Origin of the sequence: Xenorhabdus griffiniae, assembly GCF_001028135.1 — a bacterium.
GTDB classification, from domain to species: Bacteria; Pseudomonadota; Gammaproteobacteria; order Enterobacterales; family Enterobacteriaceae; genus Xenorhabdus; species Xenorhabdus bakwenae.
This window is the reverse complement of record NZ_LDNM01000116.1, coordinates 1-26,861: the sequence shown is the minus strand read 5'-3', so window position 1 is coordinate 26,861 and position 26,861 is coordinate 1. Positions and strand designations below refer to the sequence as shown.

Sequence of the window (26,861 nt, the reverse complement as noted above, 5' to 3'; positions counted from 1 at the left end):
CACTGTTTTATCAGATAATGTCAGACAGTGTTACGCGGACTGATGTCATTGATTTTTTAGAACGGGTTGCAAAGCAAGGGGATCATCGCCTGACATTTGTCGTATTAGATAATGCGCGTATCCATCATAGGATAGATGAAAAAATCAAAAGTCGCGGGTTACGAGAACACAACCTGTTTTTACTTTACCTTCCCGCCTACAGCCCAGAGCTGAATCTGATTGAAATCGTCTGGAGACAGGCTAAATATCACTGGCGACGTTTTATCACTTGGACTCAGGATACAATGGATCATGAGCTAAATACTTTATTTGAAAGTTATGGTCGCCAATTTGCAGTTAATTTCTCTTGAGGACTTACAAGATTAAATTGGTCTTTAACTAATTTTTTATAGTTACTGGGAGAAAGGCCATAATCTGCTTTACTAAAATCAATTGTTGACATTAAAGGTGGCTCTTGTTTTTTTTCAGGAGGGCTGTATGGGGTGCCACCAACTGATCCAGATATACACCCCGTCAATAAAGATCCTGAAAAACATAAAATAAAGTACAATAATATCTTTTTCATATTTCATCCTCTGTTGGTAATTTGCGCATAATATCAATAAATAATACAGAGCGATGAGAGGTTAATCAGATTTTTTAATTAATTAAAATCCTCACCTTCTTAATAACGCCGACCCCGGAAAACCACCGAAAGGTAATTGAGCGTCTTCTCCATATCTGGCCTTACAATCACTCATCAGTCCACCGCAGGCATCTTTTGACGGGTCGTCGGTCGGGTTGCCATCCTCATCAAAATATTGAGTCCCTGTGTAGCCACATGGCGATTTACGATATAACCCACGCATACACCACGTGCAAAGGCTGTGTATCTGTCTGGTAGGAATTTGAATCCCTTGCAAGTCAGCAGGTGAAGACAGCTCAAACTGAACGCTTTCATTGTCCTCATGGGTTTTGCTATCGATAACGCCCACGTAAATAGGCATCGATGAGTTCATCTGCGTAACGAATGGCGCTGTTAATCACAGGTTCATTCATTGTCTTGGCAGTCCGTTCGTCGTTAGACAACCATATCAATGATTGCGTCGGTATCTGTTCTTGCAGATCAGCCAATGAGCAATACATGTCATATACCACGTAAGATACGAATGACATTACCTGCCGCTTTGGCATCATCCAGCGCTAATCCGACAGAGGCTACAGAGGCATTCTCTGTCGTTCTTGGCACTGCACAGGCATTCTTATCCGACTGTACGACTTGCCCCCGTGCTATCGATGCGCCGGCTTCAACCGCGATAATACCCAACACATTCACCGGAACGGCATCCCCTGTTTTCGCATCAATTTCGGCAACACCCAGTGCAACGGCGCCTGCCTGACAAGGTGCATTATCAGCACCGACCAAACGATGCTGGGCAATGTTTGCGGTGGCGATCACTGTCGTTGTCAGTACAGGTTGTTGTGTTACAGCCATGACCCTTCTCCTTACTTCACAATGTTAGTAATCAGGTAGCCGGCATCACCACCCACCACCGCTACTTTATAAATATCGGTATAACGGCAATAATTGACCTTACCGCCTACACCTTCATATTTATCTGCAACAGGCATCCCTTTGCGCCGGAAGGTATAGCCAAATGACGGCTCATGTTCATCAGCACTTTCTGCCCCTGCTTGCGGCGGTGAAACATAATGCAGCATCAGGTTGTCACCCCAGACATCAACAGGTTCTTTTTTCAGGTTCGGCGTAGAAACAGGCTCACCAACGATAACATTGGGGATTTGGAAAATATCTTTCAGGATTTCTATTGTGATACGCTTACGTTCATTAGCGCCAATCGCTGCCTGAATTTCAGGGTGGAACTTCAACAATGACATGACACTGGCCCCCATTGTCATCAGATTGGGGCGGACACCGATAGCAGTACGCACAGCCTCAATACCCGCTTCAATAACTGCAATGGGACTCCCTTTATCGCCCACCCAACGCTCGTCGGCGGAAAGTTTTTTCACCGAATCGTTGAGATAGACTTTTGGATCTTGTGCCAGCCGTGCCGCATACAATTCGCGTTTCAGGTTCACGCCATTGGTAGAGCGTCGGATGGCCTTAGCTTCTTCATTAAATAAAGATTCGGCTTTTTCACGATAATCAACGGGTGCCGCCAGATCATGTTCGTTGAGTACAATATCCAGTGAACTGCCTTTCTCACGAACTAAGACATTACTGTTAGCACCCACGGCCCGTTCAGTGTCATATTCAACAAAGGCGCTTTTACCAAATGTAGGGACAGTGGCACCTTCTTTTTCCATCTCAACAACAGGGAAAATATGTTCGCCAATGAATGCCGCATTTTTATAGCCACGAGCCACACTGGTCAGCACGGGGTCAACAATGCGTTTACCTTTCAAATAATCAGACACTTATGATTCCTCAATAGTGACGGCAGCAGGGTTACAGGCAGCGGGCAACGGCTGCGTCGTAACTGATACCTTCTTTCTTTGCTAACGCTCGTGCTTTTTGGTGCAGTGCCAAACGTTCAGGATCTGCATCGGCAAACTCTGTCGTGTCTGTGGATGCGTGTTGGTCAACACGGTCTTTTGTCGCATGTTCGCCAAAATCGATAACAGGTTGGGCAGAACTCAATAAATCTTTAAACACGGTAGCCAGTGGTTTCTTCACATCACCTTCAGCAAATTCAACGGGGGACTCCCCGTGAGTGACCGCATTCAGTAATGCCACCACGACAGGTTGAGCAACAGGCGCTAATTTGCCGTCCGCAACCAGCTTTTCAGCAAAGGCCACGTTTCCGGTATGCTGTTCAGCCTGCTTACGCTGGGATTCGGCGGCATCACGGGCAGCCAGCTGTTCTTTCAGACGGGCGTTTTCATCTTCCAGTGCTTTTTTTTCTTCATTTGTCACAGTGTTTTCCTCACGTTGATGTATGTTATTGAATTCATGAAAAGCAGGTTCAGGCTGAGTCGTGCTATAAGCCTCTTCACGTAATGAATCCACCTGCCAGGAAGGAAGCGCTCTATCCGCTTCATCCATACCAAATTTACTGATCAAAAATTCTCGCAGACGTCCCCAGAGCGAAGCGTTAGTGATCTCACTCCAGTCAGAGAACGCCACGACACCCTGTTCTTGCTCACTGAATTCAACCTGTTTCAATCCCTTAATGGCGGGTGGTTGTGCACCCAAAAAACCAACATGACGTAAATAGAGCACACCAGGCTTAGGGTTGTTTGGGGAATCAGGCAAATAGAAAGAAGCAGAAATTTTTTTATAGCGCCCTGTATCGACCAGTTCGGCAAACTGGGCATCAATCTGTTGAGGCTCAGCAATCAAATCATTACCGGAAGCGGTGAGCGATTTAACCCAACCATAGGCCGGTGAATTGTCTTTGGGATGTCCGATCACAATCGGTGCTTCATGCAGCGATGGGTCATAGGCCTGCGCACAGGCTTGTAAATCGGCTGGGCTGAATGGAAACTGTTTGCCATTCATATCGGTATGCGTACCGGATTTGAAAATGTGAAGGAAATTCATTTCACTGTCTCTATGATGTTGATAGAGACAGTTTCACCCTAATCAGAAAAAATGAATTTTAATCTGCTTTAGAAAAAACGTGGGAAAGGAAATAAGAAAGCGAAGAACTACAGGCCATTAGATACCGAAAATTTGAGCCTGTAAACGCTTTATAAACTTTTATGCGGATGACAATGATAAATCACCCGCATAAGTACGCAGCGTTTAACGGCGGGCCGCTGCTTCAAGATGTCGCTGAATGGTACTCAAAACTGATCTTGCCGATTCAGGGGATAATTCACCTTGTGCCGTCACAGGTAAATAAGGCCGGGCAGGCAAGGATACCGATTTATTGCGGCCAGTTTCTCCCCCCATTTGATGGATACGGGCATAGACGACGTTTGTACCAATAACCGCCGAACTGGAATCATAACGGGTATTGACTGAATTCATCAAATGCCCCGTTCTTTGTAATGTCTGGCCACTTCGATCTTGTGCTGCAACTGAAGGTATCCAGGCAGGACGACCGTCAGCTTCGAAATTGAATGAGGTTTCTGCCGATAGTGTTGCAGCAATCTTGCGCATGGCAGGTGTCAGATCTTCGGCAGAAGATGCCAGCGCACGCAAGCCACGCATCAAATCGTTATCATTGATTGTAATAGCAATATTACTCATTCTGTCCGCCTAGTTCACGACGAGCCAGTCCAGATAACGCCCCCTGATAGCGATTTAAATCGGGACGGTATGCAGCACCCGGTGAATATGACCAACCTACATCGGTAGCCACTTTCGTTGTCCCTGTATTGAATGTTGCCACAGACTGCATTTCCCCTGTTTTCTGCGAGACTAATTTTAGCTCCCAGCCCATTGCCTGGCGGGAGCTCGCCACTTTTATTCCTCTGGCGGTGATATCATCATCACTGAGTGCAATCACACTGCACCGACAACGCCAGCCATTAGGCGGATAAAATGCCTGCCAGAAGGGATCATCGTAACGAAATACCCGTCCATGTAAGGCAAGATGGCTTTTGCGGGTGTGGCTGTCATTGATCCCCGTGTACATCCAGTACGGTCGGTCAACCGTATATTCAACGACATCAACACCAATACGGGTTAAATCCGCAAACCAACTGCCCGATGGCTGTTTATTCAGGTCAATCAACTGACGGTCTGCCAGATAATCCAATTCCTTGCGTAACTCCAGTGCAGTCACATCAGGATAAATCGCACGAGATATATCCAATAACAGTGTCTCACTGGCGGTATAAGGGCGCGTTTTATTCAACGCGACCAATAAACTCCAGCGCAATGACTCACGACGAACACGGGCAATATCAATCATTTTGACCTCCAGCAATGCGGTGCTGCTGCACAACCTCTAATTTGCTATAAAGTGCATCCAGTTTGGCTTCAATAACTGTTTGACCACGAATGTAATCTTCACGTCGCACGTAATTCAGTGGTAAGTCAGCCTTAAACTGCATAAACTCACGCTCAAGTTGAGACCAATTGTCTACGGAATGTTTCAGCGCCTGTCCTAACGAAGCGTGTCTTTCCTCCTGTCGTTCTTCCGCTTTGGAAAATAACCACTTTGCGATGCCAAAAACAAAACCGAGGAAAGAGAGCAGAAAACCGGCGGCAGCCCAAAATTCGATCTGTAATGTCATTGTTGTAATCCTTCGATGTAATCCAGCAGGCCATTGACCTGCGCTTTCAATGTAAGACATTGCTCTCCGTTATCGATGACATTGGTGAGGATGTCGCTTTGTGTAATACCGGATGGCCGTAGTTGGGCGTCAGCGGTTTCATGTTCACGGGGCGTTTCATCAGTGCCGGAGGTAATGGAGGTAGCATGAGTTTGTTCACTGGACAGGCCGAAGGCGGCGTTGTATTGCTGCACGAAGCCACGAGTAAACACGCAATTAACGGGATGAAGCTGTTGTTTTTCATCCATCCAACGCTGAGTAACATGGTCAATTTTCCTCTTCAGTTGTTGGTTCTGAGTACGGAGTTGTTCGATGCCATTGAGATAATTGGCTTCCGCCTGATGCGCTAAACTGACTTGCCTTTGATAACGTTGCTGCAAGGTATTCAGTGTTGCCAGTTCCCGTTCTGTCCGTTGTTTCTCCAGCAGAAGAAATTCAGCTTGCTGCTGTGCTAATGCGGTATTTCCAGTCTCCTTTGCTTTCTGAAAGCCCGTGACATGGCCTTGCCAATAAGCCAAAGGGAGTAGGCCGAGCGACAAAATTAATACAACAGGCTTAGCCCATAATTTAATTGGCACAGCTCGCTCCTCCCCAGACCAAATAACGGGGTGCAAGTTCCAGTAAGATACGTCGGGGATAATGACGATTCTCTTTCCAGGCAGCGGCACTGCGCCCTGCGTTTTGAAATTCAACGTGACCGAACCAGACCCACGGATTGAGACCCACAGCCGCGGTTTTCTTCTTATCCCGTAGTAACCAGCCCAAGCCCCCGTTATAGGATGACAACACCATTGCCATTCTTTGACACTCATCGGCAGCTTTAATGCGTTGCCATAGCCAGTAGTCATAGTGAACCATCGCCCGTATAGACCAGGCTGGGCTGAAAGGATCTTTATTGGATAATTCAGGAATGCGTTGACTAATCCAATCCGCCGTTGCTGGCATAAACTGGGCCATGCCCTGAGCACCTACTGGCGAAACCGCGCGTGATTTCCAGCCACTCTCCTGATGTAATTGAGCGGCAAAATCAGCCACGGGAGCATTCAATCCCCAGATCACACGAGAAGCCCGTATCAAGTCATTGCGGTATTGCAGCGAACGGTGTGGCGGTTCATCAGCCAGCACAGGACTAACCAGGCCACCACACCACAGTAGCATTATTCCGATCATCTGCCGCCAATTCATGATCATAGTCCTGTTGCGACGCTGAGACAGACAGCGGCAACAATCAGTGCACGACGTATCAGAACAGCCGCAAATGCCATATGGTAGCCAGTCTGGATAGGGTATTTTCCTTCTTTCATGAGTTCTTCATCATGTTTCAGATACTGACCAGGTCTGGCTTTGGGAAATAAACTGCGGTCTAGCCAGTATCCCAAGACAGCAGCCAGTGCAATCAGCGCTAGCTTATAGATCACAATAGGGACTTGTTGAGGGGAAACTAAACCAATAGTGATCAGCAAAAGCACTGCGGTTAACAGCCAGCCGCCGAGACGTAATTTTTTGATAAGTGAAATAAGGGTGGTGCTGAAGATTTTCATTGAACTGTCTCCATTGTCGTTGATGGAAACAGTTTTGCCAATTTAGCGGGAAAAGGATTTTAAAGGGCGTTAAGAGCGTATCGGGAAAGTAAAAGACAGGATAAGAGCGGCCTGCCTAGTGCTACCAACACTGGGCAGGCCATCAATCCACAGGTATGCACTGTGAATCAACCCAGGCTCTTTCCGTCATCGATGACCGGAGAAGCCTAACTCATTTTCAGCTAATGGAAAAGGCTTACGAATAATGAAAGAACAATCTTTACCCATCGTTCCCTGGATTGGTGGTAAACGCCGATTAGCAAAACATATATTACCGTTGTTTCCTGAGCATACCTGTTATGTGGAACCATTCTGCGGTGCGGCAGCGCTGTATTTCCTGAAAGTACCCAGCAAGTGTGAGGTCATTAATGATATTAATGGCGAACTGGTCAATCTTTATCGTGTGATAAAGCATCATTTGGAAGAATTTGTCCGGCAATTTAAGTGGGCATTGGTCAGCCGCCAAATTTATAAATGGTTGCAGATCACACCGGAAGAAACACTAACTGATATTCAGCGGGCTGCACGTTTTTACTATCTCCAAAAGCAAGCCTTTGGCGGTAAAGTGGCTGAACATACTTTCGGAACTTCTACCACCAGCCCTCCACGCTTTAATCTGCTTAGAATAGAAGAAGAATTATCAATGGCTCACTTACGACTGGCAAGAACGATCATTGAAAATATGGATTGGGTACAGTGTATTCAGCGCTATGATAGACCGCATACTTTGTTTTACTGTGATCCGCCGTATTGGGGGACTGAGGGATATGGCGTTGAGTTCGGACTGGAGAACTATGATCGGTTGGCAGAACTGGCACATACTCTCCAAGGAAAAATGATAATTTCAGTGAACGATATTCCAGAAATGCGTCAGGCGTTTAAGGGATTAACATTGCAGGTGGTTAATATTGGCTACAACCTAAAAGTCAAAGGAAAAGCGAAACAGAGTAAAGAACTTATTATTTGTAACTTCTAGTTTAAAAAGGGGGGATGCCCCCCCTTTTAGTGTCCTATTATATTGGACAGCTCCATTCGGTCGTATCTTCAGGTTTAAATACCATCAAACATCCCGCACGTGGAGGTTTATTATCTGGTGTGGGTGGTAATATCTCCCTCGGTTCTGATTTTAATGGGGCAGATTTAATATCTTTCAGGCAATCAGCAGCATTTTTTTGATAGGCATCATAGATATCTTCAATTTTTTTCAATGCAATATCAATTTTCTTAGAGTCATCCGAGGTGAGTTGTTTGATCGAATTTACCTGTTCAGACCACCAAATTTGTGCATTAGAGCCTGCCATTTGGCAAGAATCATAAGGTTGTATTACATCCTGAGACAAAAAGCGTTTTCCTTCATACTCTATTTGTCTGAATTGCCGCCCATAGTTCGGGTAATCATAAGCTATCCAATTATTCTTCTGCTGAACACTCTCTATGGTTTTAGCCATTTTATCCAGGTAGTTTTTTACAGTATCAATGCGTTCTGTATCAGGCATAAGCGAGAAATCATACGGTTTGTATGCCAGATCGTCTGGGTAAAAATATACCCAGTAATCACTATCAGGCAGGACATTTTTTTGATCAAATAATGTCGCTTGACAAGCACTTTTAGGAATTTTAATTCCTGTCTGGTCATCATTAATTTCAATAAAACAGTTATGACCAGAGGCCATGTACTCAACAGGTATTTGGGCATTATCAGGAATACGAAATTTAATTGTCAGAAAGCGATTCTGCTCAATCACTTTATTCTGAAATTGTTCTGAGTATTTATCAAGGCCGGGAAGCAAATGGCGGATAGCTGGCAATAATTGATTGATAGTGGCATTATCTGTTGTTATTGAGAACACGGGGATGGGAGCTTTTTCAGGCTCAATTTGAACGCTATTTTCAGTCGCATCACCACACCCTGCCAAAAGAAATATTGTGGGAATTAATAAATTGCGCATAGTTCATACCCTTGTATGAAATTGAAAACAATTATCTTCTTAAAAATTTCTACGTCGTAAAATGACATTGATGGTATCAATAGTGTTCTGATTTTCATCTATTATTCTGTTTTCTATTTTTCTTTGCTTCTCCATTTTTTTTCCACAAATATAAATCAGCACAATCCAAGAAACAAAGATTATCAAGGTTTTCTCATTAAGCACCAATAAACCAGTAGATCCTCCCCCCAAAAGCATCATATAAGCGTCCCATAGGGCAAATCCAAATGCCATAAGTATCAGACTAAATAACAGTAGACAGGGTGTATTGAAGTAGCAACGCCATTTAGCATCTTTATTTTTCGTAAGCAATTTTCGTTTCATTGCAAGTAACTCCTGACTATTCCTTTCATGAAGCTCACGTGGGCGAGGTGGTGTAGGAGGATTAATGTTGACAACTGAACCCACATGAATAGAACCATTACTATTACCACCAACACTGATAGTTACCTGTCGTTCTTGCCCATCTTGAGGAAGCAGTTTAAGGCTATCAACAACCTGTTCTGCAATTGTTCTTAGTTTCTCTTCTCTATCGTCCATATAAGTCCTTCACTCTTTAATGATTAATAACCAGTTTTAATACCCGATCAATTCTAGCGTCATCTACAACCGACTCCTTAATCAAAAAGTTATATATTTTTGATGATTGTAGGACAAGCTCATCTGCTGTCCAACGGCGATTAGATTGCCGTGCGATAGAATTTAGTTGACGAACAATTTTTCCTAGTAATTCTTCATCTATCTCATTGTTTTTGTGAACGGTAGAAATTGATTGCTGAACTTGTCCTGTGATCAGATACATCACATCTAGACCTGCTTTTGCCCAGAGACTAATTGCATCAGCCCCCGGTGCAGATTCATCTTTTTCCCATCTTATTTGTGATTTTCTTGATGCACCAACCATCTCTGCAAAGTCAGATTGACTAAACCCCAATCGCTCGCGCTCTTTTTTCAATCTATCGCCAAGAGACATTTTTGTCACCAAAACCCTTTACAAGTCCCAAAATTGGGACAATAATATATCACATATCCTACAAACATCATTGCATCACCGGAGGCTACAGCATGACACCTGAACATCATCAACAATACCGCAATGGATATTGAGACCATCCAGATTGTTAGCATCACTGGACAGTGGCTCAAACTTGGACGCGGATTGCTCCTGATAAATGGTCAGCTTATTAAACTCAAACAGGCGACCTAACGTGGATCTGGTCTGCTTGATCATGTTTTTCGCATCTTCAAACACAATGCGGGCCTGATCACGGGTGGTCGCGGCCGAATAAACTTCCGCCCCGCCCTCGCTATCAGCCCCGGTCATGTATAAACCAATACCGGAGGACAGGGTGGACTTGGCGTTCTTACGGGCCACTTCGTTGTAGGCCGTCCGAAAACGGCGCACCATCACCGGCCGCCCGCTGCCGTCATTGCGCAGCACCACTTCCCCCGTGGCTTCATTCACCAACGGATGCACAAAACCAAACAGGTTAATCAGAATAAAGATATGCCAGTCCATCAGTTCAATGGGCTTGCCTGCCAGTGCGCCCTTGACGTGGGGCACAAATTTGTAAAAGTTCAGGATATGCTGGGCACGGGGTTCACTGAAATAAATTCCCCGCGCTTCCCCCGTTTTCAGGTCATTCAGGAACCGCTGACAGGCCAGTTTCACCAGCTCACCGGATACAACCTCACCCGCCACGACCCGCTCGGCGTAGCGAATGCCTTCTGATACTTTCGCCATGTTAATCCCTCATTTGTAAGAACTCAGCCAGAGGATCAGCTTTGTCTTCCCCGGCCATGTTGACCTTAGACCGGCTGGAGGGTGACATACCGAAGGCACTGAGCATGGCATGAATACGTTTCCACGCATCGGCTTTCATGCCTGCGGCGGGGTGCGCTTTGATTAATCCCTGATCGGTCCGGTAGGTGTAACCTTCGCTTTCCAGTGTTTCACAGTGCGTCCGGTATTCGACGTAGGCTTCAATCAGCAATTCAAGGGCTTTGGCGTCAAGCTGAGTCAGCACGCCGACTTTATTCAGCTCCCCGGCGATCCGTTCATGCCAGTACCGGCCCATTTTTCCAAAATGTTTGGGGACAAGGGGAACCCCTTTTTCCGGCTTCGGTTCATGGGCGTTAATCGGGCGTTTTGATGGGTTACCCCTCACCAGACGCAGGTGAGTCGGGGTTGGCGGTCGTCCTGCCATGTGATGTCTCCTGTAAAATGGTGCAGTTGGGGCACCCCAAAAAAAGGTTTGCATTTCGCGGTGATGTGAAAAGAGGTAAGGCGGCGGTCCTTAAGGGCGAGAGTGGCAGAAATTTAACCCGCCCCTCCCTCTATAGCGATGACATATGCAATGATTGCAATGAGAAATTAATATTCATTCAACCTTTATCGTAATCGCTCCGTGGCGGTCTTACGTTTATGGCAAGACCAGCATAATAGTTGCAGATTGGACAGTTCATCTGTGCCGCCGTGTGCCTTGGGTGTGATATGGTCAACGGTCACGCCCGTTACTGCTCGTCCCCCACGTAAGCATTGCTGGCACAACTGTTTGTCCCGTTGTTTTACACTGGCGCGTAACTTGTCCCACTTGCTGCCATAACCTCGTTCATGTCGATTCTTGCCTTGCTGGTGGTTCTGCCAGCCTGTGTGCAAATGATCGTTACAGTAGCCTGAGCGGTCGGTAGTGGTTTTAGGGCAGCCACGTTTGCGGCAGGCTCGGGGGATGCGGGGCGGCATGGCGTCACCACTTCGAGAACAGCCCACCGCGTTCACTCTCGTGTGCAACAAACTGGCGTATCTCTTCACGGATGATATAGCGGAGGTGATCGTCGTGGGCTTTGTTTAGCTTGGTTGCATCAATAACCGCTGAACCCAAGTAAGTCACCCCGCTTGCCACATTAAAGACCTTAAAGCTATCGGCAGTAACCCCAGCCTTAGCATTGTTATCTGTTGACAGCTTCATGCCAGCCTCACGCCGCCCATCAATGCGATCCAACAGTTCAGCAATGTGTTCTGGCTGTGATTCAAGCGGGCTTAATGTTTCCGTGTCGTATTGGATACCGACAGTGAATGTGGATGTTGCTGTACCTTGTGACATGTTTGCTCTCCATAAATCAGAATAATTAACTGGTCTGGTTGATATAACCCCGACAGTTTTTGCACGGTGGTTATATAAAATGCTGAAAAAACATTCAGCAAGTAACTTATCGTCCAATATTCAATTATCGGACTTTGGCTCTTCGACTACATGGCGATCACAACTCGGTGAATTATGATGGCAATGCAGGCCGTCTCTCCGGCTGTCACACCCCTTCGCCTGCCTACAGCGGATGTTGCTGATAATGACCCGTCTTCCTCGGGGGCATGGGTTATTTTTGATTCTGTCTGTACGCTCGATGGCAAGGAGACATGTCGTAGCTAATACAAACAGACGGCGATAACCCGACGCAAAGGAGTATCGATATCGATATTCCCGATAGAGGTGCGCACAAAGCAGCGGCTTTGAAACAATGGATTAACTCGTTTTATCCAGCCCGTTATGTCCAATTAAGACATTGAGATACTGTGGATTTATTGTTTTTGTCCAGCACATAAATCAACCATTGGGATTTTCCCAACAGTTGTAAATAAAAATGCCACCCGCGTTAACGGATGGCAGTAAATGTTATGCAGATCACTTTTTAATCACTTTGGTTGGATATAATCGCAAAGCGATTACAGAGAGAAACTATCCCACTGACACCGCCCTCTAACATACACCTGCCCCACTCAGGGAATGGACACCGAAATATTTCATTTAGTTTCAAATGGTAATTAATTGTTAAGCATTATTCGCTTGTTATTGTGTGGAAATGGGTTTACTAGGTTGATTGGTTTTTGTTGTTGTTAGTGAAATGGGGTGAGTAAAATGAAAAAGTTCATTATTCTTTGCCTGTTGGCAGGCGCTACATTTTTAGCTTCAATGCAGACTTATGCCATGACTTGCTCAATATTTCCTCCTGCCAGCTCAGCATGGGCGAGCTGTTTAGCTCAGTGCACAAAAGTGTATCCAGGGGTGTGGAATTACGCATTGTGTTTATAATAAAACCAAGCAGGACGGTAGCATTCCCGCCGTCCTCTCGTCATGACACGGTATTTACTCCCACCACCCCTGTATCATTTGCTCTGAGGTGGTGAGGTGCTATTTTCCATATCTCAATAAACCATCGGGAATTTGACGTATAGTGTCAAATTTTACGGGTTCCCACCATACATCACGCAGTTCTCTGAATACCGGCATCAGCCCAACCACAATTGAGCCATAAATCAACATTGGAATGGCAATTAACAATATAAACCATTTGTACACATGAATATTCAATGCAGTGGTATCACCGACGACCACCGTTGAATATTGATAATATTTTAATTGCCGATATTTGAATGCCTGGTTATGTATTTTCCGATTAGTTTTGTACACGCCTCTTGGTAATTCACGCATCTTTATTTACCTGCACTGTGTTTTAACATAATCCTGCAAATATCTTATTTTTGCCCGGTCGTTAATGATGCCTTCTCGGATATCGAGAACAGTTGCTCCAGTTTCTCCAGTGAGTTCGACGGTGGTTGTAGCGCCCACGCTGCCGGAGGGAGTGGTTTCAGACACGGGACAGGTGGCTTTAATGCGCAACTTGCGACGACCAGCGGCAACATCAGTGCGCAAAGTATCGATTTCAGTCTTGGCATTGGCGAGTTCCTGAGTGTGTCGGGTATCTAGTTCTGCGAGTTGCTGGATGCGCGCTTGCTGGGTGGTATTGATGGTGACCTGTTCGTCATACTGTAGCTCTAACCTACAGTATTTTTCGGCCTTGTCCTGATACTCACTGTAATAGAACCAGAGCAGGCCAGCGACGACAGCAAAAGCACCGAGGGTGAAGTACTGGCTGTTGAATCTCATAGCATCTCAAATGCCCGTGTGAAGATGTCATCCGAATAAGGCTGTTTGCCGTTCTCGTGCCGGATGATGGACTTAGCCAGCGCAATCAGCGTGGGTTTATTGATGTCCAGAACCTGATTCGGATCGACATTCAGTGCCTTAGCAACACCCTTGATATAGGCTGAGGTGTTGTTTTCATTGGTCGGCGCCCAGCGGTCTATCATCTTGGCCACACTCTGATAACCGTTCTTGTGGTAATTGGTCAGCAACTTCATGAGTGCCCGGATACCATATCCGGTGATTCAAACAGACAGAACCGAGGGTTTTTTACCCCTGTTTTGATTCCAATTTGACCCTGCCACTTATTAGCGGGATTGTGGTCAATATTGCCCGGGTTGTTATTGCTAATACCTCTGCTCATCAGATTATTCCCCGTTGTTGTTCATGTTCTGTCAGTAACCTGAGAAATTGGTAACGTTCGTAAAAATTAAAATAGTCACGTATCCATTTGTACCGAGGTTCACGAGCGAGCTTTACAAAGAACTGATCATCACGCCAATGTTTTCTCAGCCTGTGCAACACCCGCCAGCGGCGAAATTGATGTAGCAGCTCTGTTATATAAGAAAAGCTCGCACCAAATACTAATTCACTGTTTTGGCTCATCAATTTTTACCCCCGCTCTTTTCTCTGCCATCTTACGCAGCAATTGGCCAATGAAATCTGTCCCCAGATAGCCAATCACCACACTGCCGATGTAGGCCAAGTCAGGATTCAGACCGAACAGATTTAATACATCACGAATGAACCAGGCGAACATGGCGCACATAAAGGTGTCGATTGAGACCTTTACCCAGCCGCCACCGTTGTAGCGGCCTCGGAAAAATGCCATTGTTCCGGCGAGAGTTGCCCAGATACCTTGCTCCCTTACCGATATGAGCCAGTCTCCGAGTTGTACCCAGATATCAGGATTTTCTTTCATCTTCATATTCCACCCCATTTGAACAATGGGCGTCCGTGGGGTGAACGATGGTGTGAGTCGGTTAAAAATAATGGGTTGATGGTTAAGGTAAGCTGTTAGATCAGCCAAATGTCAACTAACCGAAGCGACGGCTGATTAGCTTCGGGGGATGTGTTTATGAAAAAATATACGATCAACAACATTAATGACTTAGATACTGTAATCGGGCTAAAACCGCCATTCCAAGCAACTATTCATGTTGGTATGCATACGTCTGCTGGACAGGTTTTTATTGGTCTTGGTATAAAAAGTGAAGATATTTTAGATAAAACTATCAATGAAATAGGAGAAATGGCCTACTTGCAGTATCTTAAGAATATCAAGACAGAATTAGAGAGCTAGACTTAATCTCTTTAATTTGTTGATGTATTGAACTTATTGAGCAGCTCATTACCCCCTGTAATTGAATGAGCTGTTTTTCTAACCTTTCAACTTTTTTCTCTAACTCTTCAATACGCTTTTCCATCATTCACCTCGCTAGTGAGTTAATAGGCTGCCAGCCGCAATAGGAGATACTGAGGTTCTGGGAGTGATTGCGGTGGCGAATTCTGTTAATACCATTGATGACCACTTCTTATTTTCACCCCTCAAATGAGGGAGAAAAAACGGAAAGTGGTTATTCTGGTGCCATTTGTTTAATAAGATTCAGTATTAACAATTTCAGTGTATCTACCGCTTCATCATAGACACTTAATAAATTACCTTGTGGAATGCGGCATGATATTGTTTCAGTGTCATCAGTGAAAGCAAACGTGACAACCTCTGATTGCCTGCTTACCGTTATTGGTGATGTAACCCATGTAGATTGGGGGTCTTTTGTTGTGATAATCGTTCTGATATGAAATGACAAACTAAAATCATCCGATAGCTTGAGTTCATGCAGATATTTTTCCCTGAATACACCATTATCGTTAATACCGAGTGTGACGATTTTTTCTTGCTGACCATTGTGACCCCTGAACATCGGGTCAGCGATAGCAAGAGAATGCCTGTAGTGTTCAATAAAATTACGGATACTTTGCCTTAACATTTCTGCATGAGTGAACCTTTTTTCATTGGCTTCCTCTGCGGTTTTTTGTAAGTCTTCATAGGTGATCATGGTTTTTGTCTCGCTATATCCCAATAGAACGCTCATGATTACCACCTTTAGAAAAATTTAACTGTGATCAAAATAAAAAAAAGGCCGCCTCAGCGACCTTGGTTGTTCATATTGCCAATATGACATATCAGTCATTTTATAATGAACCCAAACACGCAACCAAAACTGAACATTGATACACTAAGCGAAATTAACGTGATTATGGATATTTCCATAGGAATACCTCATGACAATTGAAATTGCTATTGCTGTGATCGGCGTGCTAATCCCTGTTGTTCTCTACCTTGCAAACAAGAAAGATCAAGATAAAAAGGAACGCAGGAAGATATCTAATGAGGTATTAGTAAAGCTCACCAGGGAAATCACCTTAATAGAATCTGGTCGCTATCCATTCCAAACGCTAAACAAACAAGATTTTGATAAGTTACTCGCTCTCATTCCAGAAAAGAAAATGAAAAAACTTAAGCTTGCTATTGAGTCATACAAACGTGCTCACAATAAAACAGTCAAGATTCAACACTATCACGATACTCATCCATCTGATTATGTGGTCTTTCTTAACTTTTTTGATGTTCTTAACCCGAAAGAGACCGTTAAGGATTTGGAACCATTAAGAAAATTTTTGAAAAAAATTTAAGCCATGATGCAAAAAAGGCCACGCAAATAGCGCAGCCTTAACTGTATGAATTTGTTCCGTTATGGGATTTCCCATATCGAGAAATTGGAATATTAATCTAAACATCCCGAACTTGCGGGATTTTGAACTACTGCATTTTTTGCAGAGGTTGGATAAAGCCATCGAATTCATCTTTCATGGGATACTCTCTATACCCATTCGAGGTGCTGCTCACATCAACTAAAATCAAACCTAATATACTGATTTAGCTACGATATAGGTGCTGTCCAACCCCGATCGAGCTGTCAGCTCTGAGTTGACAACTGGTCGTTGATCTCTTGCTCAGTCTGCTTAAACCGTGCTTCTTCCAGTTCCACACCCAATACACGGCGATTGAGTTTCAAAGCCGCTTTCAGTGTTGCACCAGAACCCATAAAGAAATCGGCTACCAGATCCCCTTCGCGGCTGCTGGATTGGATAATATGTGCCATCAAATCAGCTGGCTTTTCGCACGGGTATTTGCCCGGATAATATTGTACCGGCGCAAACTGCCAAACGTCGGTATAAGGTACGGCGGCTGTGACCGTGAACGAACGGCGCATTAAGCCGTATTCCTGCCGTAATTCGTCATACTGCTGCGATAGAAACTGGTGTGATTCCACCAAATTAGAATACGGCTTATTCAGTTCGCCGCGCTGGTGTTTTTCGTTGGCGATACGGTTAAATAGCACCTGTAACTTTTGGTAGTCAGTTTCATTGGGTAACTGCCACTGGCTGTCATTAAACCAGTGATTGGCCATCTGCTTACCAGTTGCTGCGTGAATCTCTTTCGCCGTGATGCCTAACACTTTTCGGGCATCACGGAAATAATCGATCAGCGGTTTAAATACCGACTGTTTCAGTTCCCTGCATTGGCGGAAATAGCCATCACCTTTCGGGTGATAGGGTCCCTGATAATGTTCAGCAAAAATAATGCGTTCGGTTGCCGGAAAATACATCCGCAGACTTTCTTTGTTCTGTCTGCGCCACGGGCCAGACGGTTTCGCCCAGATAATGTGGTTCAACACGTTAAACCGTTCCCGTACCAGCAATTCCGTATCAGCGGCCAGACGGGAACCGCAAAACATATACAGGCTGCCGTTCGGTTTCAGTACCCGCCAGAACTCGGCCAGCAATTCGTCCAGCCACGCAAGGTAGGCGGTAGCATCTGACCACTGGTTATCCCAGCAACAGTCTTTTACGCGAAAGTACGGCGGGTCAGTGGCTATTAGGTCGATGTAATTGTCCGGTAACCTTTTGATAAAATTTAGCGAGTCGTCGTTAATTAATGTGATACCACTTAAATTCACAATATCCTTCCCGAAATCGACGCTGACTGGCTCTCCGGAAAGCGACAGGAAAGGCGAGTGCTACGAATCCACCCGCCGTTCATTTCACCGCTTAAGGCATTACCCCATCAGGGGCAACGTTTGAAAAACGTGTCGTCGTCCCGGCTTTCCATCAGGCCAGCCAGACAAAATTGAGTTAACATTAATTGGCAACGTGGCGTGGATAGCCCCGTCAGGGTGGAAATATCGGAAACAGACGCCCAGTCATACAAGGGCACGGTTTCTAAAACGCAGGCGGCTGCTGTTTTCATATCGTCATGTTTTAGCATGATAATTTAAACCTTTGGTCAGTTATTGTGCATAAACACACATGTAACTCTGACCGATAGCAACAGCAAGTCTTATGTTTATTTCAGGTATAAAAAAACCCCACGAGTGCGAGGCTATGGAATTCAGGGTATAGATTGAGCACTTATACCCATTCGAATTCGTCATACATACTTCACCTATTGAGTTATTCGGAATTACTGAGAGATGAATTTGCACTATACTTTTATAATCGCTAGCATTTCTTGAGCTTCTTCATCTATACCTGTTTCAATAAAGCCGAAACTAGCATAAAAATTTTTCACAGCAAGATTACTTGGATCATAAGTGATTTCTATTTCTTCCAGCTTATCTGTGCGCCCTATTTCCTCAATAGCCAGTGATAACGCTTTACGTCCTATGCCTTTCTTTTGATGGTTTTTATCCACCATAAACCGCCAAATAGTTGTTTTTTGTCCAGTATCAGAGGGTACCCACATAAAAAAACCAACAGGCGTACCATCCAAACAAATCGCGCGAGTTTCGTATGAAGGAAAAAACTTTGATTCAGCAAGAGAAAACACATTTTCCGCAATATATTCTAGCTGTTCATCAGTTACAGATAGATCGCAGACAGCTTCATAATTGTCCTTATTTATATCAACTAACGAAATTAACATACCACACTCCAAATGGTTACATATCAATAACGTTATCATACTACACATGCAATTCCAACCAAAGGGAATGGCAACTCTTATCTGATTTTCTGGCAATAAAAAACCCCGCCGAAGCGAGGCTTGAAAATTCGTAGTGAGTATAGTTACAAGTTCCCACTATTTGAAGATGTTAGACCAAGGCCGGACAAAATGCAACGGTTTATTTTGTCACCGCATTGAATGCAACTTCTGCTCGCTTTTCTTCCGTATAGCACTTCTCCACCAGCTTCTGATAAAAGGGCTTCCAGTTCCGCCGCCATGTTCTTTCGTTCAGCTCCGGCAAGTAAGCCTTGATTGCTGTGTAAGCCACCGACGAAGGCACTTTGCTGTAACCTCGCCCCGAACATCGCGGGCAGATTTTATGAACGGGTATACCCTGCAATGCTGTCTGTTCCTCATTAAGCACCAAGCCACGTCCCTTGCAGCGACAACGATTTGACAGAATGCCTTTCCCGTTGCAGGCTTGGCACAATTCGTCCACCGGCTCATCTTTGATATTTGGCTCAACGATCACCACCCCATCAATGTTCGTGATGCCTGAGTGCTTCACCACGGCTTTCACTCTGCAAATAATCCCCTTACCTTGGCACTCCGAGCACTGACAGGTTGACGCGGCTGAACGGGCGTAATTCTCAAACGCCATCTTGGACAAGATCACCAGACATTGCCCCAGTTTATTCCCTGCGGTCTTCGAGATTAGTTTCGGTACAGTTCGCCTTGCGTATCGGGTCAGTTCTTCTACGGTGCTGAATTTGTCTTCATTACTGACGTTGTTTTTGGCAAAAAAGGCCGTTATGCCAAACTTCGCCTGTGATTCAGCCATCCCTAAAGCCGCTGCGGTATCCATGCCTTTCATTCTGTCCGGTGCGGTACTGGTGGAAGCATCACTAAAAGTCGGTGTTTTCGGGTGAAAGTGTTTCAGGGCTGATTCGAGTTTCATTGTTACGCTATCTCCCGTGCTTTTTTCATAAATATCAACTCTCTCGCTTCATTCCCGTTCTGGAGCATGTCGTTGAAGTCGCCATTGTCCGGCCAGCGAACACTGACCTTTTCTACGTCGTTATGGGCGGATAAATTCTTGCGGGCGCACTCCATCGCAGCTGCGTGACCTGTCGCGCTCCAGTCGGTATCGGCAAAGACAACGAGGTGTTTCACCCCCTGCGGGGCAATGAATTTCGCCATGTGCCCGGCATTCATGGTTGACCAGGTATTGACACCGTAAATTTGCTTACAGGACAGTGCTGTCTCGATCCCTTCTGCAATACCCAGCGTTGAATCGACCGGAAAAAGACGGATAGCCACCGATTGAACGTGTGCCAAATAACTATCTTCTTGTAATGAGTTCATTTTCTTAACAACGTCTAGCGAGGCTTTTCGATCCCCGTCTAAATACGTCCGATGCAGGTAGCACGCCAGCCCTTTTGAATCGGTAGCCAGCGCCCATATTGCTTGCAGTGTTCCGTTATGCACTGGTTGTTCGGCGCAATACCGCACATTGTCGGCAGGCAGAACGTGAATGCCCCGGTTTCTCAGGTAGGCCTCGCCCGATGTCCCTTTCAGGCCGGGTAAACCAGCGTAGCAGCCAGTGACTCTGTTTCTGAACGTGGTGATGTTCGTCTCTTTTTTCACCACGCTGCGTTTATCGGACTGGATACCCAGTAGCAGATCAATCTCATCGGCCAGAGTCTTGTAGTCCTTGCCTTGAGTCAGTCGAAGCAACGCCCAGCCATCACCCGCATTGCAGGCACAAATGAATGTCCCTCGCCCTTTCTGGTTATCAATTCTGAATTTTCCCTTTCGCTTGCAGATGGGGCAGTTACCTTTAAAGTGCTTTTTCCCTGTCACGGGCGGCAATTTGTAATAAGCGAAGATTTCAGGCCAGCGACCGATAACAGCATCAGCGGTTTTTATTCTGTTCACTGTGTATCTCCCTGATATGATGGTGTACCTAATTTTTCACGTATTTCACGTACCTTATGGCGGGCCACTTCAAGGTTTAGCCCTTGCTGCTCTTGTTGCGGTTGTTTTGCTTTCTGACGGCTTTTCGCCCACGCAATTTGCTTATGTTTGATGAAGTTATTCACTTCGGGTGTCAGTTCCTGCGGGGCGTCATGGAACCCACACGGCCAGATGCCGAATTTGTCTTTAAACGTGTTGGATACCCAGCCATCACTGACCGCCTTACCCTGTGAAGCCCGCTGGTTCTGGTAATATTTCAGCTGTGAATAGAAACTCTGCTTTTCAGCCTGGGTGTAGACGCGTTCTTTCTTGCTGAGCTTCTGAATAGTGCGGCTGGTATCCACCTCAACATCCTCGCCTGCCAGTGGCTTAAAACCACACTTCGGACAGACATAAACGCCAGCGGGCTTCATGTAATGACAGGATGAACACTCTTTCGGTAATTTCTCGTGCTTTTCCTGCTCCCGGTGACTGGCGTGGGTTTTCATGCCGTCGTTCTTGCGGGGCAGTTCGTCATATTCGATATCGTCGGGATAGCCGAGGCGGTGAACAGTACCGGAGTGATCCAGAATGACGCACCGGTCCTTACCCTTGGCGGTACGTAAGCCTCTGCCGATTGACTGGAGCCAGCGGATTTCTGACTTAGTAGGACGGGCGTAAATGATGCACCGCACGTCACTGTCAAAACCCGCCACCAGCACGCCCACATTGACGATGATTTTCGTTGCGCCCTGCTCAAAGCGATGAATAATAATCTGGCGATCTTCATGAGGTGTCTGAGCTGTAATGATCTCAGCATTAACCCCCGCCCGATTGAATTCTACGGTCACAAAGTTGGCATGGCTGACCGTGACACAAAAGCAGATAGTTGGCTGGTTCCTTCCGTTTGCCAGCCAGTTACTGACGATATCCCCCACCAGATCAGCCCCGCACATGATTTCGGCGATTTCGTCTTCTTTGTAGTCGCTGCCGTACTCAGCGCTTTGAGATGATTTCACCCCGGTTAAATCAGGTTTAGTAGGGGCATAGAATTCATACTGGCTCAGATCTCCGCGCTGAATCAGTTCTTTCATCGTGGTAGGCTTAATCAGTTTTTCGTAGTAAGTCCCCAAGAACGGCGCAAAGGGTGTGCCCGACAACCCAACTACGGGTATGTCACTGTCACGGATAATTTCCAGTATCCGATTACGGCGCAAGTGCGCCTCGTCAATGATTAACAAATCGATATTGTCAGGAAACTCACGGCGGATGATGGTATCGGCTGACGCGATCTGAATGAGCCGTGTTGGGTCATAATTCGGGTGGTCACGCCAGACATAACTGATTTCATCTTCTGGCAAGCCGTACTCAATAAAGCGGGTTGCCGTCTGGTCTACGAGGATCGTATAAGGCACACAGAACATGATGCGCATCCCGCGAGAGACGTAACCGTCAGTGATAAAAGCCGCCAGTCCGGTCTTGCCTGAACCTGTTGGGCTGTACACCATGAAAGTACGGTGTTGTTTCCAGCACTGCCGCAACAGGCTTAAGCTACGCTCTTGCGCGAAGTTGGGGGTAATTTCTAGCATGATTTCCTCTCCAACGAAATACGCTCAAAACGATAACCTTTATGGGTTTTGGCTCTCCCATTCAGGCAGGCATATACAGCAGGGGAACTTAATCCTGATGCGATGAGTGATTTTTTACCTATAAAATCAACCTGCTTGCCAGTCATGATATCTGTCGCCCTGATAATGCCCTTAAATTGCGCATTATTTGAACCTGTAACGTTTATCAATCCGTTGGTGATTGCGTGATCCATGTTCTGCTAATATGTAACCCACTCAAGGTTGCAGACGCGGTTATCTGTTTTGATGCCATTTTTATGATTGACGCAGGGATGCTTGTCTTTATTCTCAATGAAGGTCATTGCAATCAAGCGGTGAACAGTAAGCTGAGATTGAGTGCCATTGACACTCAAATTTATCCCTAGGTAACCATCTTTGCGCAATCTGGTCTTTAGAACGCAACCTTGAACCTTTCGAGTTTTAATATCTTCAGGAACATACCGATCAAGACTGCGAATCCGCCCTAAACTACTAATCTCATAGCTATTACTAAATTCTTCAATTGTCACCGGACGCCATTCCTCTAATGAGAAATTAGTGTCATAATCAGCCACGGAAACTTGTTTACTTACGATTTCCCCAGCAAGAGCCGATACGGAATTACTCGCCAAAGTCGCGCCGTTCGGTCTCTTGCTTCCCTTTACATTTCCATTCCTGCTTAACATTGATACCCCCCCAATTGAATATTCCCACTGCCAGAGAAAGACTCTTTTTTCTTCACTTGGACGTCTAAACGTCTGCTCGACTTTTGTTATCCCTATAGTGATCTAATTAAGCTATGTACCACTCCTTTGGCTGTGCCTTCCCTAACACCCCCTTTCAAAGATCACCCCCCTTACCCCCCTAGAAAGTTTTCCCCTCTTCCCCATATGCCACTCCTGCTTGTACTAGCAAAGTGATACATGCGAACTCCAAATTTTTTGTTACTGGTTAACGGCTATCGGCTTTGCTGTATAACCCTGTGCCGCTCTCTCATACTTCACGACGAACTCCCTGAGCCGGATATTGGCCGCCCGTCTGGCTGCATTGTCTTTGCGGTATGAAACGGGTTCGTTGTCCCATGCCGCCTGATACACTTCTGAATACTTAGCGGTGATCTTCGATCGGGTGCTTGCCCGCAGTTTTGCCAGCATTTCCTGAATCCATGCGCCATCGTCAGGGTAAAAGAGCGATGGCATGGTGACTTTGATGTAATCAGAAAAAGCCGACATCACGAAAACCCCACCACAGACCATACCCACACACCCCAAATAGGGGTCAAGAACGCCAGTGCATAAACCACCAGCAACTGGAAGTTATTCATGGGGCACCTCGGGTGGTGGGAAAACTTTAGGCAGATCGGGGCGTAGCTCATGGGCTTGGACTGCACCGTTGGTGGCTTCCGTTATTGCGACCGCGTGCTCAGGTGAAACTCTCTTCAATCCCCTAAGCCATTTCCAAACAGCCCCTTGAGTTACTCCAATTTGTCTCGCAAGCGCCGTCTGACCTCCTGCAATACTCACCGCTCTATAAATTGGTGATACGTAAGACTTTTCTTTCATTACACATCCTCACAAAAATACTTTGGTATTTATATTAATCCTTAAGTATTTTCAAGGCAAGTGCGATAAAATTGTTTTTTTAATACCTTGAGATTAAAATTGAGTAATATTTCAATTTGAGGATCAGTCATGGAACATGAAACATTAGCGCAAAGGCTTAAGTATGCACTTTCCCTTCGAGGGCTTACGCAGATGCATTTAGCGCAAAAAGTAGGTGTCACTCAGGGGGCAATACAGAAACTAACTTCAGGTAAGGCTACTTCTACAAGGAAAATTCTGGCGATAGCTGAGGCGCTAGATGTCTCAGTGGCATGGTTAGAGCGAGGTGTCGGCGCCCCTGATTCTGGAATGGCTAACACCTTGCCTATCTCTGTTCAGCAAAATAAGGTTTTCAGAGTTGATGCCTTGGATATAGAAAGCCTTTCAGGGGGAGAAGATGTGTTTTCAGCTGAATTTAAGCAGACAGTCAATGCTATTGAGTACACACCAAAACAAGCTCAAATGCTGTTTAACAACCGTACCCCTGATGCAATCAAGGTAATCTCTGTCTACGGCGATAGCATGGCGGATACGATAGAGCCTGGGGATCAAATTTTTGTTGATATAACCTCTCAACACTTTGATGGTGATGGTATTTACTTGTTTGTACTTGGTCATTGTTTGCACGTAAAGCGCCTACAGATGCAAGGCTATAAAATGGCGGTATTATCGGATAACTCTCACTATGAGGCATGGTATATCGACAAAGAGGAAATGTCTTTACTGCGTATAGTCGCCAAGGTTTTATTCTGTCAATCACAAAAACTAAAGCTATTTGCATAAACCCAACATACGAGGCTGGTGATCGATCAGCCTCACCTCATGCATATCGTAATAATATCAACTGGTATTATTAACATCAAATATCATACCCATATTAAAACTTTAATATTTTATAAATCAACAAGATAAAAAATACACAAGTATTTTAAAAATACCATTGACTCCATTAAAAATACCTTGACATTATTCATTCCAAGCAAAGGTCATCTTCACTAGTAATGTATCTAATAGCAAAGCTGGAGGAATGAATTCACCATGAAAACGTTTATTTTCGCAGCAATTAAGCGTTCTGATATCAATCAAAAACACCCCATCAGAATTAAATGCGTTGCTGAAAGCTACCAACAAGCAAAAATGATGCTGTCTAGTTCATATATCACAGCGTGGGCGGGTCAAGTTACGTCCCCACGCAGATAATTACATAAAATATTAATTTGATCCGATTACAATAAGGACATATACATGAGTACTCCAGTAGCCGTCATCCAGACCCATAATGCATCAAAAACACAGGAAGAAAGTATTTATCATTCAGCTTCTACTGCAAATAATTACGCAATTAAATTAATGGATGAAATAGCGCCTTTACTTAGTCAAATGGAAATCAATCACCTCAAAGAAGCCGCTAGATTCAGATCTCTTATTGGTGAATTAATTTCAATGACCAGTATCACTAAGGATAGATGTGAACGATTAATTAATAAAACACATTTAGCGGAAATTAAAAAATGAACAATAAATTACAAACAGCCGTCGAAATTGCAGAGGAAATTGAAGCGTCAATATTTCCTGTACTCACTGCAACTCAGAACGAAGCAGAACCGGATACTTATTTAATGTGCCGTGGTATTTATCGTCAGTCTAAGGTGCTGGCTGAAAAATTAAGGGAAGCTGCTGAGGAATATAATCATGAAAAACAAAACAGGGATCAATAACATGAAAAAACTAATTGGTGGTAAATCTTACTTGCGGAACGCACTTGAAGTTAATGAAGAAATACAGGCTATATTAATTCCGTTATTAAAAACGGTTGAAGATGAAGCCAGCACTGATACTCACGCAATGTTACGCGCTGTACGCACACTATCAATGATGCAGTATCGGGATATTAATAAATTAGATTGCATTCTTGATTCAGTTATCGAAACAAAAAAAATAGGTTCTGATTTAAAAATAGAATTAGAACCAGCCAGAAATGCAATTGAGAGATCAAGAGTTTTATTAAATATGCTTCTTGAAAATCTAGAGGATAATGATACTGCAACGGCACTTCTTGCTATATCGGATTACATGCAAATAGCAAGCAAAGAAATAGCACGAGTCAGAGGAGAGGAATATATATGAAAATACTTAAACCCATTGAAGCTGCAACCAACCAAGATATCCAAATTGAAATGCGTGAAGTCTATGTCATTCGCGGTGCTAGCAAGGCTTATCTGAGCGAGAAAGGTGCACTGAATAAACTGGCTTACGTTCGGGCGCAAGAGCAGTTCAACAAGGAAGGCAAGGAAAGTAACTTCCCCAGCAAAAAAGTTAAGCAGGAAGACGGAACCACTAAATTACGTCGCGGTGAAATGCGACCTGAGTTCATAAGACGGCATGCTCAGTTACTGGAAGAACTGAAAGCCGATATCAGGCGAGAGAAAGAAAAGATAGCACTACAGAAAAAGTATTCAAAAGCAATGAATGAAATTAATTCATTACATGAAAAGATATCTGAGTTAGAAATACAAATAGCCGAATTAGAATAATAAAAATAACAATACAAATTTAATTACAGCGCCACCGTTGGGGGGTTGTTTTATCCAAAATTCAGACCGGTTACAAATCTAAGGAGATGAAAGTGGAAGATATGAATTATATAGCAGCAGCGAACAAAGCCATCCAGAAAGAGAAAGAAGAAAAGTATGACCTTGCAGCCATATATTGGGGAAAAGCTAAAAACTTAGCAACTACGCTTAATACTCAACTATGGGCTGAATATCGCCAATTACATAATGAAAAAAGACACTCATTACATAACAGTTACAGCAAGGTGTTAAGAACCCCAAAAGAAGAAGCCGCAATAGAAGATACCAGGCGAATTGCAGAAGCATTGAAAGAACATATAAATAAACAGGTGAT

General features: G+C 44.8%; 44 protein-coding genes and 4 pseudogenes. 11 read left to right on the top strand and 37 right to left on the bottom strand.

The genetic code is table 11. The annotated features are described in order from the left end of the window. Window positions 1-350: transposase (locus AAY47_RS17490; RefSeq protein WP_047771512.1), on the top strand; the 350-nt coding region annotated here is incomplete at its 5' end. Here AAY47_RS17490 and AAY47_RS21850 read toward each other — a convergent pair. From AAY47_RS21850 to AAY47_RS17435, 13 genes and pseudogenes are all read right to left on the bottom strand, one after another. Further along, window positions 317-565 carry a hypothetical protein gene (locus tag AAY47_RS21850; RefSeq protein ID WP_053460660.1) on the bottom strand — a complete coding sequence of 83 codons (249 nt, stop codon included), beginning with the start codon at window positions 563-565 and terminating at the stop codon, window positions 317-319. The two genes, AAY47_RS17490 and AAY47_RS21850, sit on opposite strands and share 34 nt — an antisense overlap. 91 nt (window positions 566-656) lie before the next feature. Then, window positions 657-980, bottom strand: a pseudogene (locus AAY47_RS20985) (phage minor tail protein L); the annotation flags it as partial. After that, window positions 958-1,125 (bottom strand): phage protein Gp36 family protein, encoded by a 168-nt coding sequence (locus AAY47_RS17480; protein ID WP_235428405.1) that lies wholly within the window; start codon window positions 1,123-1,125, stop codon window positions 958-960. The gene AAY47_RS17480 and the pseudogene AAY47_RS20985, both read right to left, overlap by 23 nt. Window position 1,126: 1 nt before the next feature. Next, the gene (locus AAY47_RS17475) at window positions 1,127-1,474 is read right to left on the bottom strand and encodes a DUF2190 family protein (protein WP_047771490.1); all 348 of its coding nucleotides are present in this window, start codon (window positions 1,472-1,474) and stop codon (window positions 1,127-1,129) included. An 11-nt stretch (window positions 1,475-1,485) separates the two neighbouring features. Beyond that, window positions 1,486-2,421 (bottom strand): hypothetical protein, encoded by a 936-nt coding sequence (locus AAY47_RS17470; protein ID WP_047771488.1) that lies wholly within the window; start codon window positions 2,419-2,421, stop codon window positions 1,486-1,488. A gap of 31 nt (window positions 2,422-2,452) precedes the next feature. Beyond that, a complete protein-coding gene (locus tag AAY47_RS17465; RefSeq protein ID WP_047771487.1) occupies window positions 2,453-3,547 on the bottom strand; it encodes a peptidase in 1,095 nt (364 codons plus the stop codon). A 204-nt stretch (window positions 3,548-3,751) separates the two neighbouring features. Then, window positions 3,752-4,201 (bottom strand): phage virion morphogenesis protein, encoded by a 450-nt coding sequence (locus AAY47_RS17460; protein ID WP_047771485.1) that lies wholly within the window; start codon window positions 4,199-4,201, stop codon window positions 3,752-3,754. Beyond that, window positions 4,194-4,619: pseudogene (locus AAY47_RS22485) on the bottom strand (phage minor head protein); the annotation flags it as partial. The gene AAY47_RS17460 and the pseudogene AAY47_RS22485, both read right to left, overlap by 8 nt. Next, window positions 4,602-4,868, bottom strand: a pseudogene (locus AAY47_RS22480) (hypothetical protein); the annotation flags it as partial. The pseudogenes AAY47_RS22485 and AAY47_RS22480, both read right to left, overlap by 18 nt. Then, window positions 4,861-5,193, bottom strand: a complete 333-nt coding sequence (locus AAY47_RS17450) for a hypothetical protein (RefSeq protein ID WP_047771479.1) — start codon at window positions 5,191-5,193, stop codon at window positions 4,861-4,863. The pseudogene AAY47_RS22480 and the gene AAY47_RS17450, both read right to left, overlap by 8 nt. After that, window positions 5,190-5,810: a hypothetical protein gene (locus AAY47_RS17445; protein ID WP_053014337.1), complete on the bottom strand. Its 621-nt coding sequence runs from the start codon at window positions 5,808-5,810 to the stop codon at window positions 5,190-5,192. Before AAY47_RS17445 ends, AAY47_RS17450 begins: the two co-directional genes overlap by 4 nt. Continuing rightward, window positions 5,800-6,417, bottom strand: a complete 618-nt coding sequence (locus tag AAY47_RS17440; protein WP_047771478.1) for a transglycosylase SLT domain-containing protein — start codon at window positions 6,415-6,417, stop codon at window positions 5,800-5,802. The genes AAY47_RS17445 and AAY47_RS17440 overlap by 11 nt, the downstream gene beginning before the upstream one ends. A gap of 2 nt (window positions 6,418-6,419) precedes the next feature. Continuing rightward, entirely contained in the window at window positions 6,420-6,773 is a 354-nt protein-coding gene (locus AAY47_RS17435; protein ID WP_047771477.1) for a putative holin, read from the bottom strand. Window positions 6,774-7,017: 244 nt separating this feature from the next. On the opposite strand from AAY47_RS17435, the gene AAY47_RS17430 reads away from it, so the two are divergent. Beyond that, window positions 7,018-7,788: a DNA adenine methylase gene (locus AAY47_RS17430; RefSeq protein WP_047771475.1), complete on the top strand. Its 771-nt coding sequence runs from the start codon at window positions 7,018-7,020 to the stop codon at window positions 7,786-7,788. Between the two features lie 37 nt (window positions 7,789-7,825). Here the strand turns inward: AAY47_RS17430 and AAY47_RS17425 are convergent, their stop codons facing one another. From AAY47_RS17425 to AAY47_RS17395, 7 genes and pseudogenes are all read right to left on the bottom strand, one after another. Next, window positions 7,826-8,761: a hypothetical protein gene (locus AAY47_RS17425; RefSeq protein WP_047771474.1), complete on the bottom strand. Its 936-nt coding sequence runs from the start codon at window positions 8,759-8,761 to the stop codon at window positions 7,826-7,828. Window positions 8,762-8,800: 39 nt separating this feature from the next. Next, window positions 8,801-9,340, bottom strand: a complete 540-nt coding sequence (locus AAY47_RS17420; RefSeq protein WP_047771472.1) for a hypothetical protein — start codon at window positions 9,338-9,340, stop codon at window positions 8,801-8,803. A 16-nt stretch (window positions 9,341-9,356) separates the two neighbouring features. After that, entirely contained in the window at window positions 9,357-9,773 is a 417-nt protein-coding gene (locus AAY47_RS21435; protein WP_083446691.1) for a helix-turn-helix domain-containing protein, read from the bottom strand. A 102-nt stretch (window positions 9,774-9,875) separates the two neighbouring features. Then, window positions 9,876-10,544: pseudogene (locus tag AAY47_RS17410) on the bottom strand (terminase large subunit domain-containing protein); the annotation flags it as partial. Between the two features lies 1 nt (window position 10,545). Then, a complete protein-coding gene (locus AAY47_RS17405) occupies window positions 10,546-11,007 on the bottom strand; it encodes a phage terminase small subunit P27 family (protein ID WP_047771471.1) in 462 nt (153 codons plus the stop codon). A 185-nt stretch (window positions 11,008-11,192) separates the two neighbouring features. Then, a complete protein-coding gene (locus AAY47_RS17400; RefSeq protein ID WP_047771470.1) occupies window positions 11,193-11,543 on the bottom strand; it encodes an HNH endonuclease in 351 nt (116 codons plus the stop codon). Window positions 11,544-11,547: 4 nt separating this feature from the next. Further along, entirely contained in the window at window positions 11,548-11,904 is a 357-nt protein-coding gene (locus AAY47_RS17395; RefSeq protein ID WP_047771468.1) for a hypothetical protein, read from the bottom strand. A 174-nt stretch (window positions 11,905-12,078) separates the two neighbouring features. Between AAY47_RS17395 and AAY47_RS22105 the strand changes: the two genes are divergently transcribed. After that, window positions 12,079-12,228, top strand: coding sequence for a hypothetical protein (locus AAY47_RS22105; RefSeq protein ID WP_160300216.1), 150 nt, complete (start codon window positions 12,079-12,081; stop codon window positions 12,226-12,228). Window positions 12,229-12,987: 759 nt separating this feature from the next. Here AAY47_RS22105 and AAY47_RS17390 read toward each other — a convergent pair. From AAY47_RS17390 to AAY47_RS17370, 6 genes are read right to left on the bottom strand one after another with little or no spacing between them, the layout of a single operon-like run. Then, window positions 12,988-13,287 (bottom strand): hypothetical protein, encoded by a 300-nt coding sequence (locus AAY47_RS17390; RefSeq protein WP_047771467.1) that lies wholly within the window; start codon window positions 13,285-13,287, stop codon window positions 12,988-12,990. A gap of 6 nt (window positions 13,288-13,293) precedes the next feature. Continuing rightward, window positions 13,294-13,743 (bottom strand): lysis protein, encoded by a 450-nt coding sequence (locus AAY47_RS21430; RefSeq protein WP_047771466.1) that lies wholly within the window; start codon window positions 13,741-13,743, stop codon window positions 13,294-13,296. Beyond that, window positions 13,740-13,946: a hypothetical protein gene (locus AAY47_RS23215; RefSeq protein WP_327213551.1), complete on the bottom strand. Its 207-nt coding sequence runs from the start codon at window positions 13,944-13,946 to the stop codon at window positions 13,740-13,742. The genes AAY47_RS21430 and AAY47_RS23215 overlap by 4 nt, the downstream gene beginning before the upstream one ends. Before the next feature lie 47 nt (window positions 13,947-13,993). Beyond that, window positions 13,994-14,143, bottom strand: coding sequence for a hypothetical protein (locus tag AAY47_RS23210; protein ID WP_327213550.1), 150 nt, complete (start codon window positions 14,141-14,143; stop codon window positions 13,994-13,996). Further along, on the bottom strand, window positions 14,143-14,385 hold the full coding sequence (locus tag AAY47_RS17375) for a hypothetical protein (protein ID WP_047771465.1): 243 nt from the start codon (window positions 14,383-14,385) through the stop codon (window positions 14,143-14,145). The genes AAY47_RS23210 and AAY47_RS17375 overlap by 1 nt, the downstream gene beginning before the upstream one ends. After that, complete coding sequence (locus tag AAY47_RS17370) at window positions 14,369-14,701, bottom strand: phage holin, lambda family (RefSeq protein ID WP_200897808.1); 333 nt, start codon at window positions 14,699-14,701, stop codon at window positions 14,369-14,371. The genes AAY47_RS17375 and AAY47_RS17370 overlap by 17 nt, the downstream gene beginning before the upstream one ends. A gap of 156 nt (window positions 14,702-14,857) precedes the next feature. On the opposite strand from AAY47_RS17370, the gene AAY47_RS17365 reads away from it, so the two are divergent. Then, window positions 14,858-15,082 carry a hypothetical protein gene (locus AAY47_RS17365; RefSeq protein WP_047771463.1) on the top strand — a complete coding sequence of 75 codons (225 nt, stop codon included), beginning with the start codon at window positions 14,858-14,860 and terminating at the stop codon, window positions 15,080-15,082. Window positions 15,083-15,356: 274 nt separating this feature from the next. Here AAY47_RS17365 and AAY47_RS17360 read toward each other — a convergent pair whose 3' ends face one another. After that, window positions 15,357-15,875, bottom strand: a complete 519-nt coding sequence (locus AAY47_RS17360; RefSeq protein ID WP_047771462.1) for a hypothetical protein — start codon at window positions 15,873-15,875, stop codon at window positions 15,357-15,359. 190 nt (window positions 15,876-16,065) lie between these two features. Between AAY47_RS17360 and AAY47_RS17355 the strand changes: the two genes are divergently transcribed. Next, complete coding sequence (locus tag AAY47_RS17355; RefSeq protein ID WP_047771460.1) at window positions 16,066-16,476, top strand: hypothetical protein; 411 nt, start codon at window positions 16,066-16,068, stop codon at window positions 16,474-16,476. Window positions 16,477-16,760: 284 nt separating this feature from the next. Here the strand turns inward: AAY47_RS17355 and AAY47_RS17350 are convergent, their stop codons facing one another. The 10 genes from AAY47_RS17350 to AAY47_RS17305 form a co-directional block, all read right to left on the bottom strand. Next, window positions 16,761-17,804 carry a DNA-methyltransferase gene (locus tag AAY47_RS17350; RefSeq protein WP_047771458.1) on the bottom strand — a complete coding sequence of 348 codons (1,044 nt, stop codon included), beginning with the start codon at window positions 17,802-17,804 and terminating at the stop codon, window positions 16,761-16,763. 107 nt (window positions 17,805-17,911) lie between these two features. Beyond that, entirely contained in the window at window positions 17,912-18,112 is a 201-nt protein-coding gene (locus AAY47_RS17345; protein WP_047771457.1) for a hypothetical protein, read from the bottom strand. Between the two features lie 216 nt (window positions 18,113-18,328). After that, window positions 18,329-18,769 carry a GNAT family N-acetyltransferase gene (locus AAY47_RS17340; RefSeq protein WP_047771456.1) on the bottom strand — a complete coding sequence of 147 codons (441 nt, stop codon included), beginning with the start codon at window positions 18,767-18,769 and terminating at the stop codon, window positions 18,329-18,331. A gap of 199 nt (window positions 18,770-18,968) precedes the next feature. Continuing rightward, entirely contained in the window at window positions 18,969-19,748 is a 780-nt protein-coding gene (locus AAY47_RS17335) for an antitermination protein (RefSeq protein WP_047771455.1), read from the bottom strand. A gap of 2 nt (window positions 19,749-19,750) precedes the next feature. Further along, window positions 19,751-20,728 (bottom strand): DUF7146 domain-containing protein, encoded by a 978-nt coding sequence (locus AAY47_RS17330; RefSeq protein ID WP_083446700.1) that lies wholly within the window; start codon window positions 20,726-20,728, stop codon window positions 19,751-19,753. After that, the gene (locus AAY47_RS17325) at window positions 20,725-22,335 is read right to left on the bottom strand and encodes a DEAD/DEAH box helicase (RefSeq protein ID WP_047771454.1); all 1,611 of its coding nucleotides are present in this window, start codon (window positions 22,333-22,335) and stop codon (window positions 20,725-20,727) included. The genes AAY47_RS17330 and AAY47_RS17325 overlap by 4 nt, the downstream gene beginning before the upstream one ends. Next, a complete protein-coding gene (locus AAY47_RS17320; RefSeq protein ID WP_047771453.1) occupies window positions 22,329-22,568 on the bottom strand; it encodes a hypothetical protein in 240 nt (79 codons plus the stop codon). Before AAY47_RS17320 ends, AAY47_RS17325 begins: the two co-directional genes overlap by 7 nt. Before the next feature lie 6 nt (window positions 22,569-22,574). After that, window positions 22,575-23,039: an NUMOD4 domain-containing protein gene (locus tag AAY47_RS22940; protein ID WP_053014336.1), complete on the bottom strand. Its 465-nt coding sequence runs from the start codon at window positions 23,037-23,039 to the stop codon at window positions 22,575-22,577. A 258-nt stretch (window positions 23,040-23,297) separates the two neighbouring features. Then, window positions 23,298-23,585 (bottom strand): hypothetical protein, encoded by a 288-nt coding sequence (locus AAY47_RS17310; RefSeq protein ID WP_072059824.1) that lies wholly within the window; start codon window positions 23,583-23,585, stop codon window positions 23,298-23,300. A gap of 84 nt (window positions 23,586-23,669) precedes the next feature. Continuing rightward, window positions 23,670-23,915, bottom strand: coding sequence for a transcriptional regulator (locus tag AAY47_RS17305; protein WP_047771452.1), 246 nt, complete (start codon window positions 23,913-23,915; stop codon window positions 23,670-23,672). Between the two features lie 129 nt (window positions 23,916-24,044). On the opposite strand from AAY47_RS17305, the gene AAY47_RS17300 reads away from it, so the two are divergent. The 6 genes from AAY47_RS17300 to AAY47_RS17275 form a co-directional block, all read left to right on the top strand. Continuing rightward, complete coding sequence (locus AAY47_RS17300; protein ID WP_047771451.1) at window positions 24,045-24,737, top strand: XRE family transcriptional regulator; 693 nt, start codon at window positions 24,045-24,047, stop codon at window positions 24,735-24,737. Window positions 24,738-25,199: 462 nt separating this feature from the next. After that, on the top strand, window positions 25,200-25,469 hold the full coding sequence (locus tag AAY47_RS17295; RefSeq protein WP_047771449.1) for a hypothetical protein: 270 nt from the start codon (window positions 25,200-25,202) through the stop codon (window positions 25,467-25,469). Next, a complete protein-coding gene (locus AAY47_RS17290; RefSeq protein WP_047771448.1) occupies window positions 25,466-25,672 on the top strand; it encodes a hypothetical protein in 207 nt (68 codons plus the stop codon). The genes AAY47_RS17295 and AAY47_RS17290 overlap by 4 nt, the downstream gene beginning before the upstream one ends. Next, window positions 25,647-26,081, top strand: a complete 435-nt coding sequence (locus AAY47_RS22470; RefSeq protein WP_072059823.1) for a hypothetical protein — start codon at window positions 25,647-25,649, stop codon at window positions 26,079-26,081. Before AAY47_RS17290 ends, AAY47_RS22470 begins: the two co-directional genes overlap by 26 nt. Further along, on the top strand, window positions 26,078-26,488 hold the full coding sequence (locus AAY47_RS17280; protein WP_047771447.1) for a hypothetical protein: 411 nt from the start codon (window positions 26,078-26,080) through the stop codon (window positions 26,486-26,488). Before AAY47_RS22470 ends, AAY47_RS17280 begins: the two co-directional genes overlap by 4 nt. A 101-nt stretch (window positions 26,489-26,589) precedes the next feature. Then, on the top strand, window positions 26,590-26,861 hold a 272-nt coding region (locus AAY47_RS17275; RefSeq protein WP_235428404.1), incomplete at its 3' end, for an ANR family transcriptional regulator.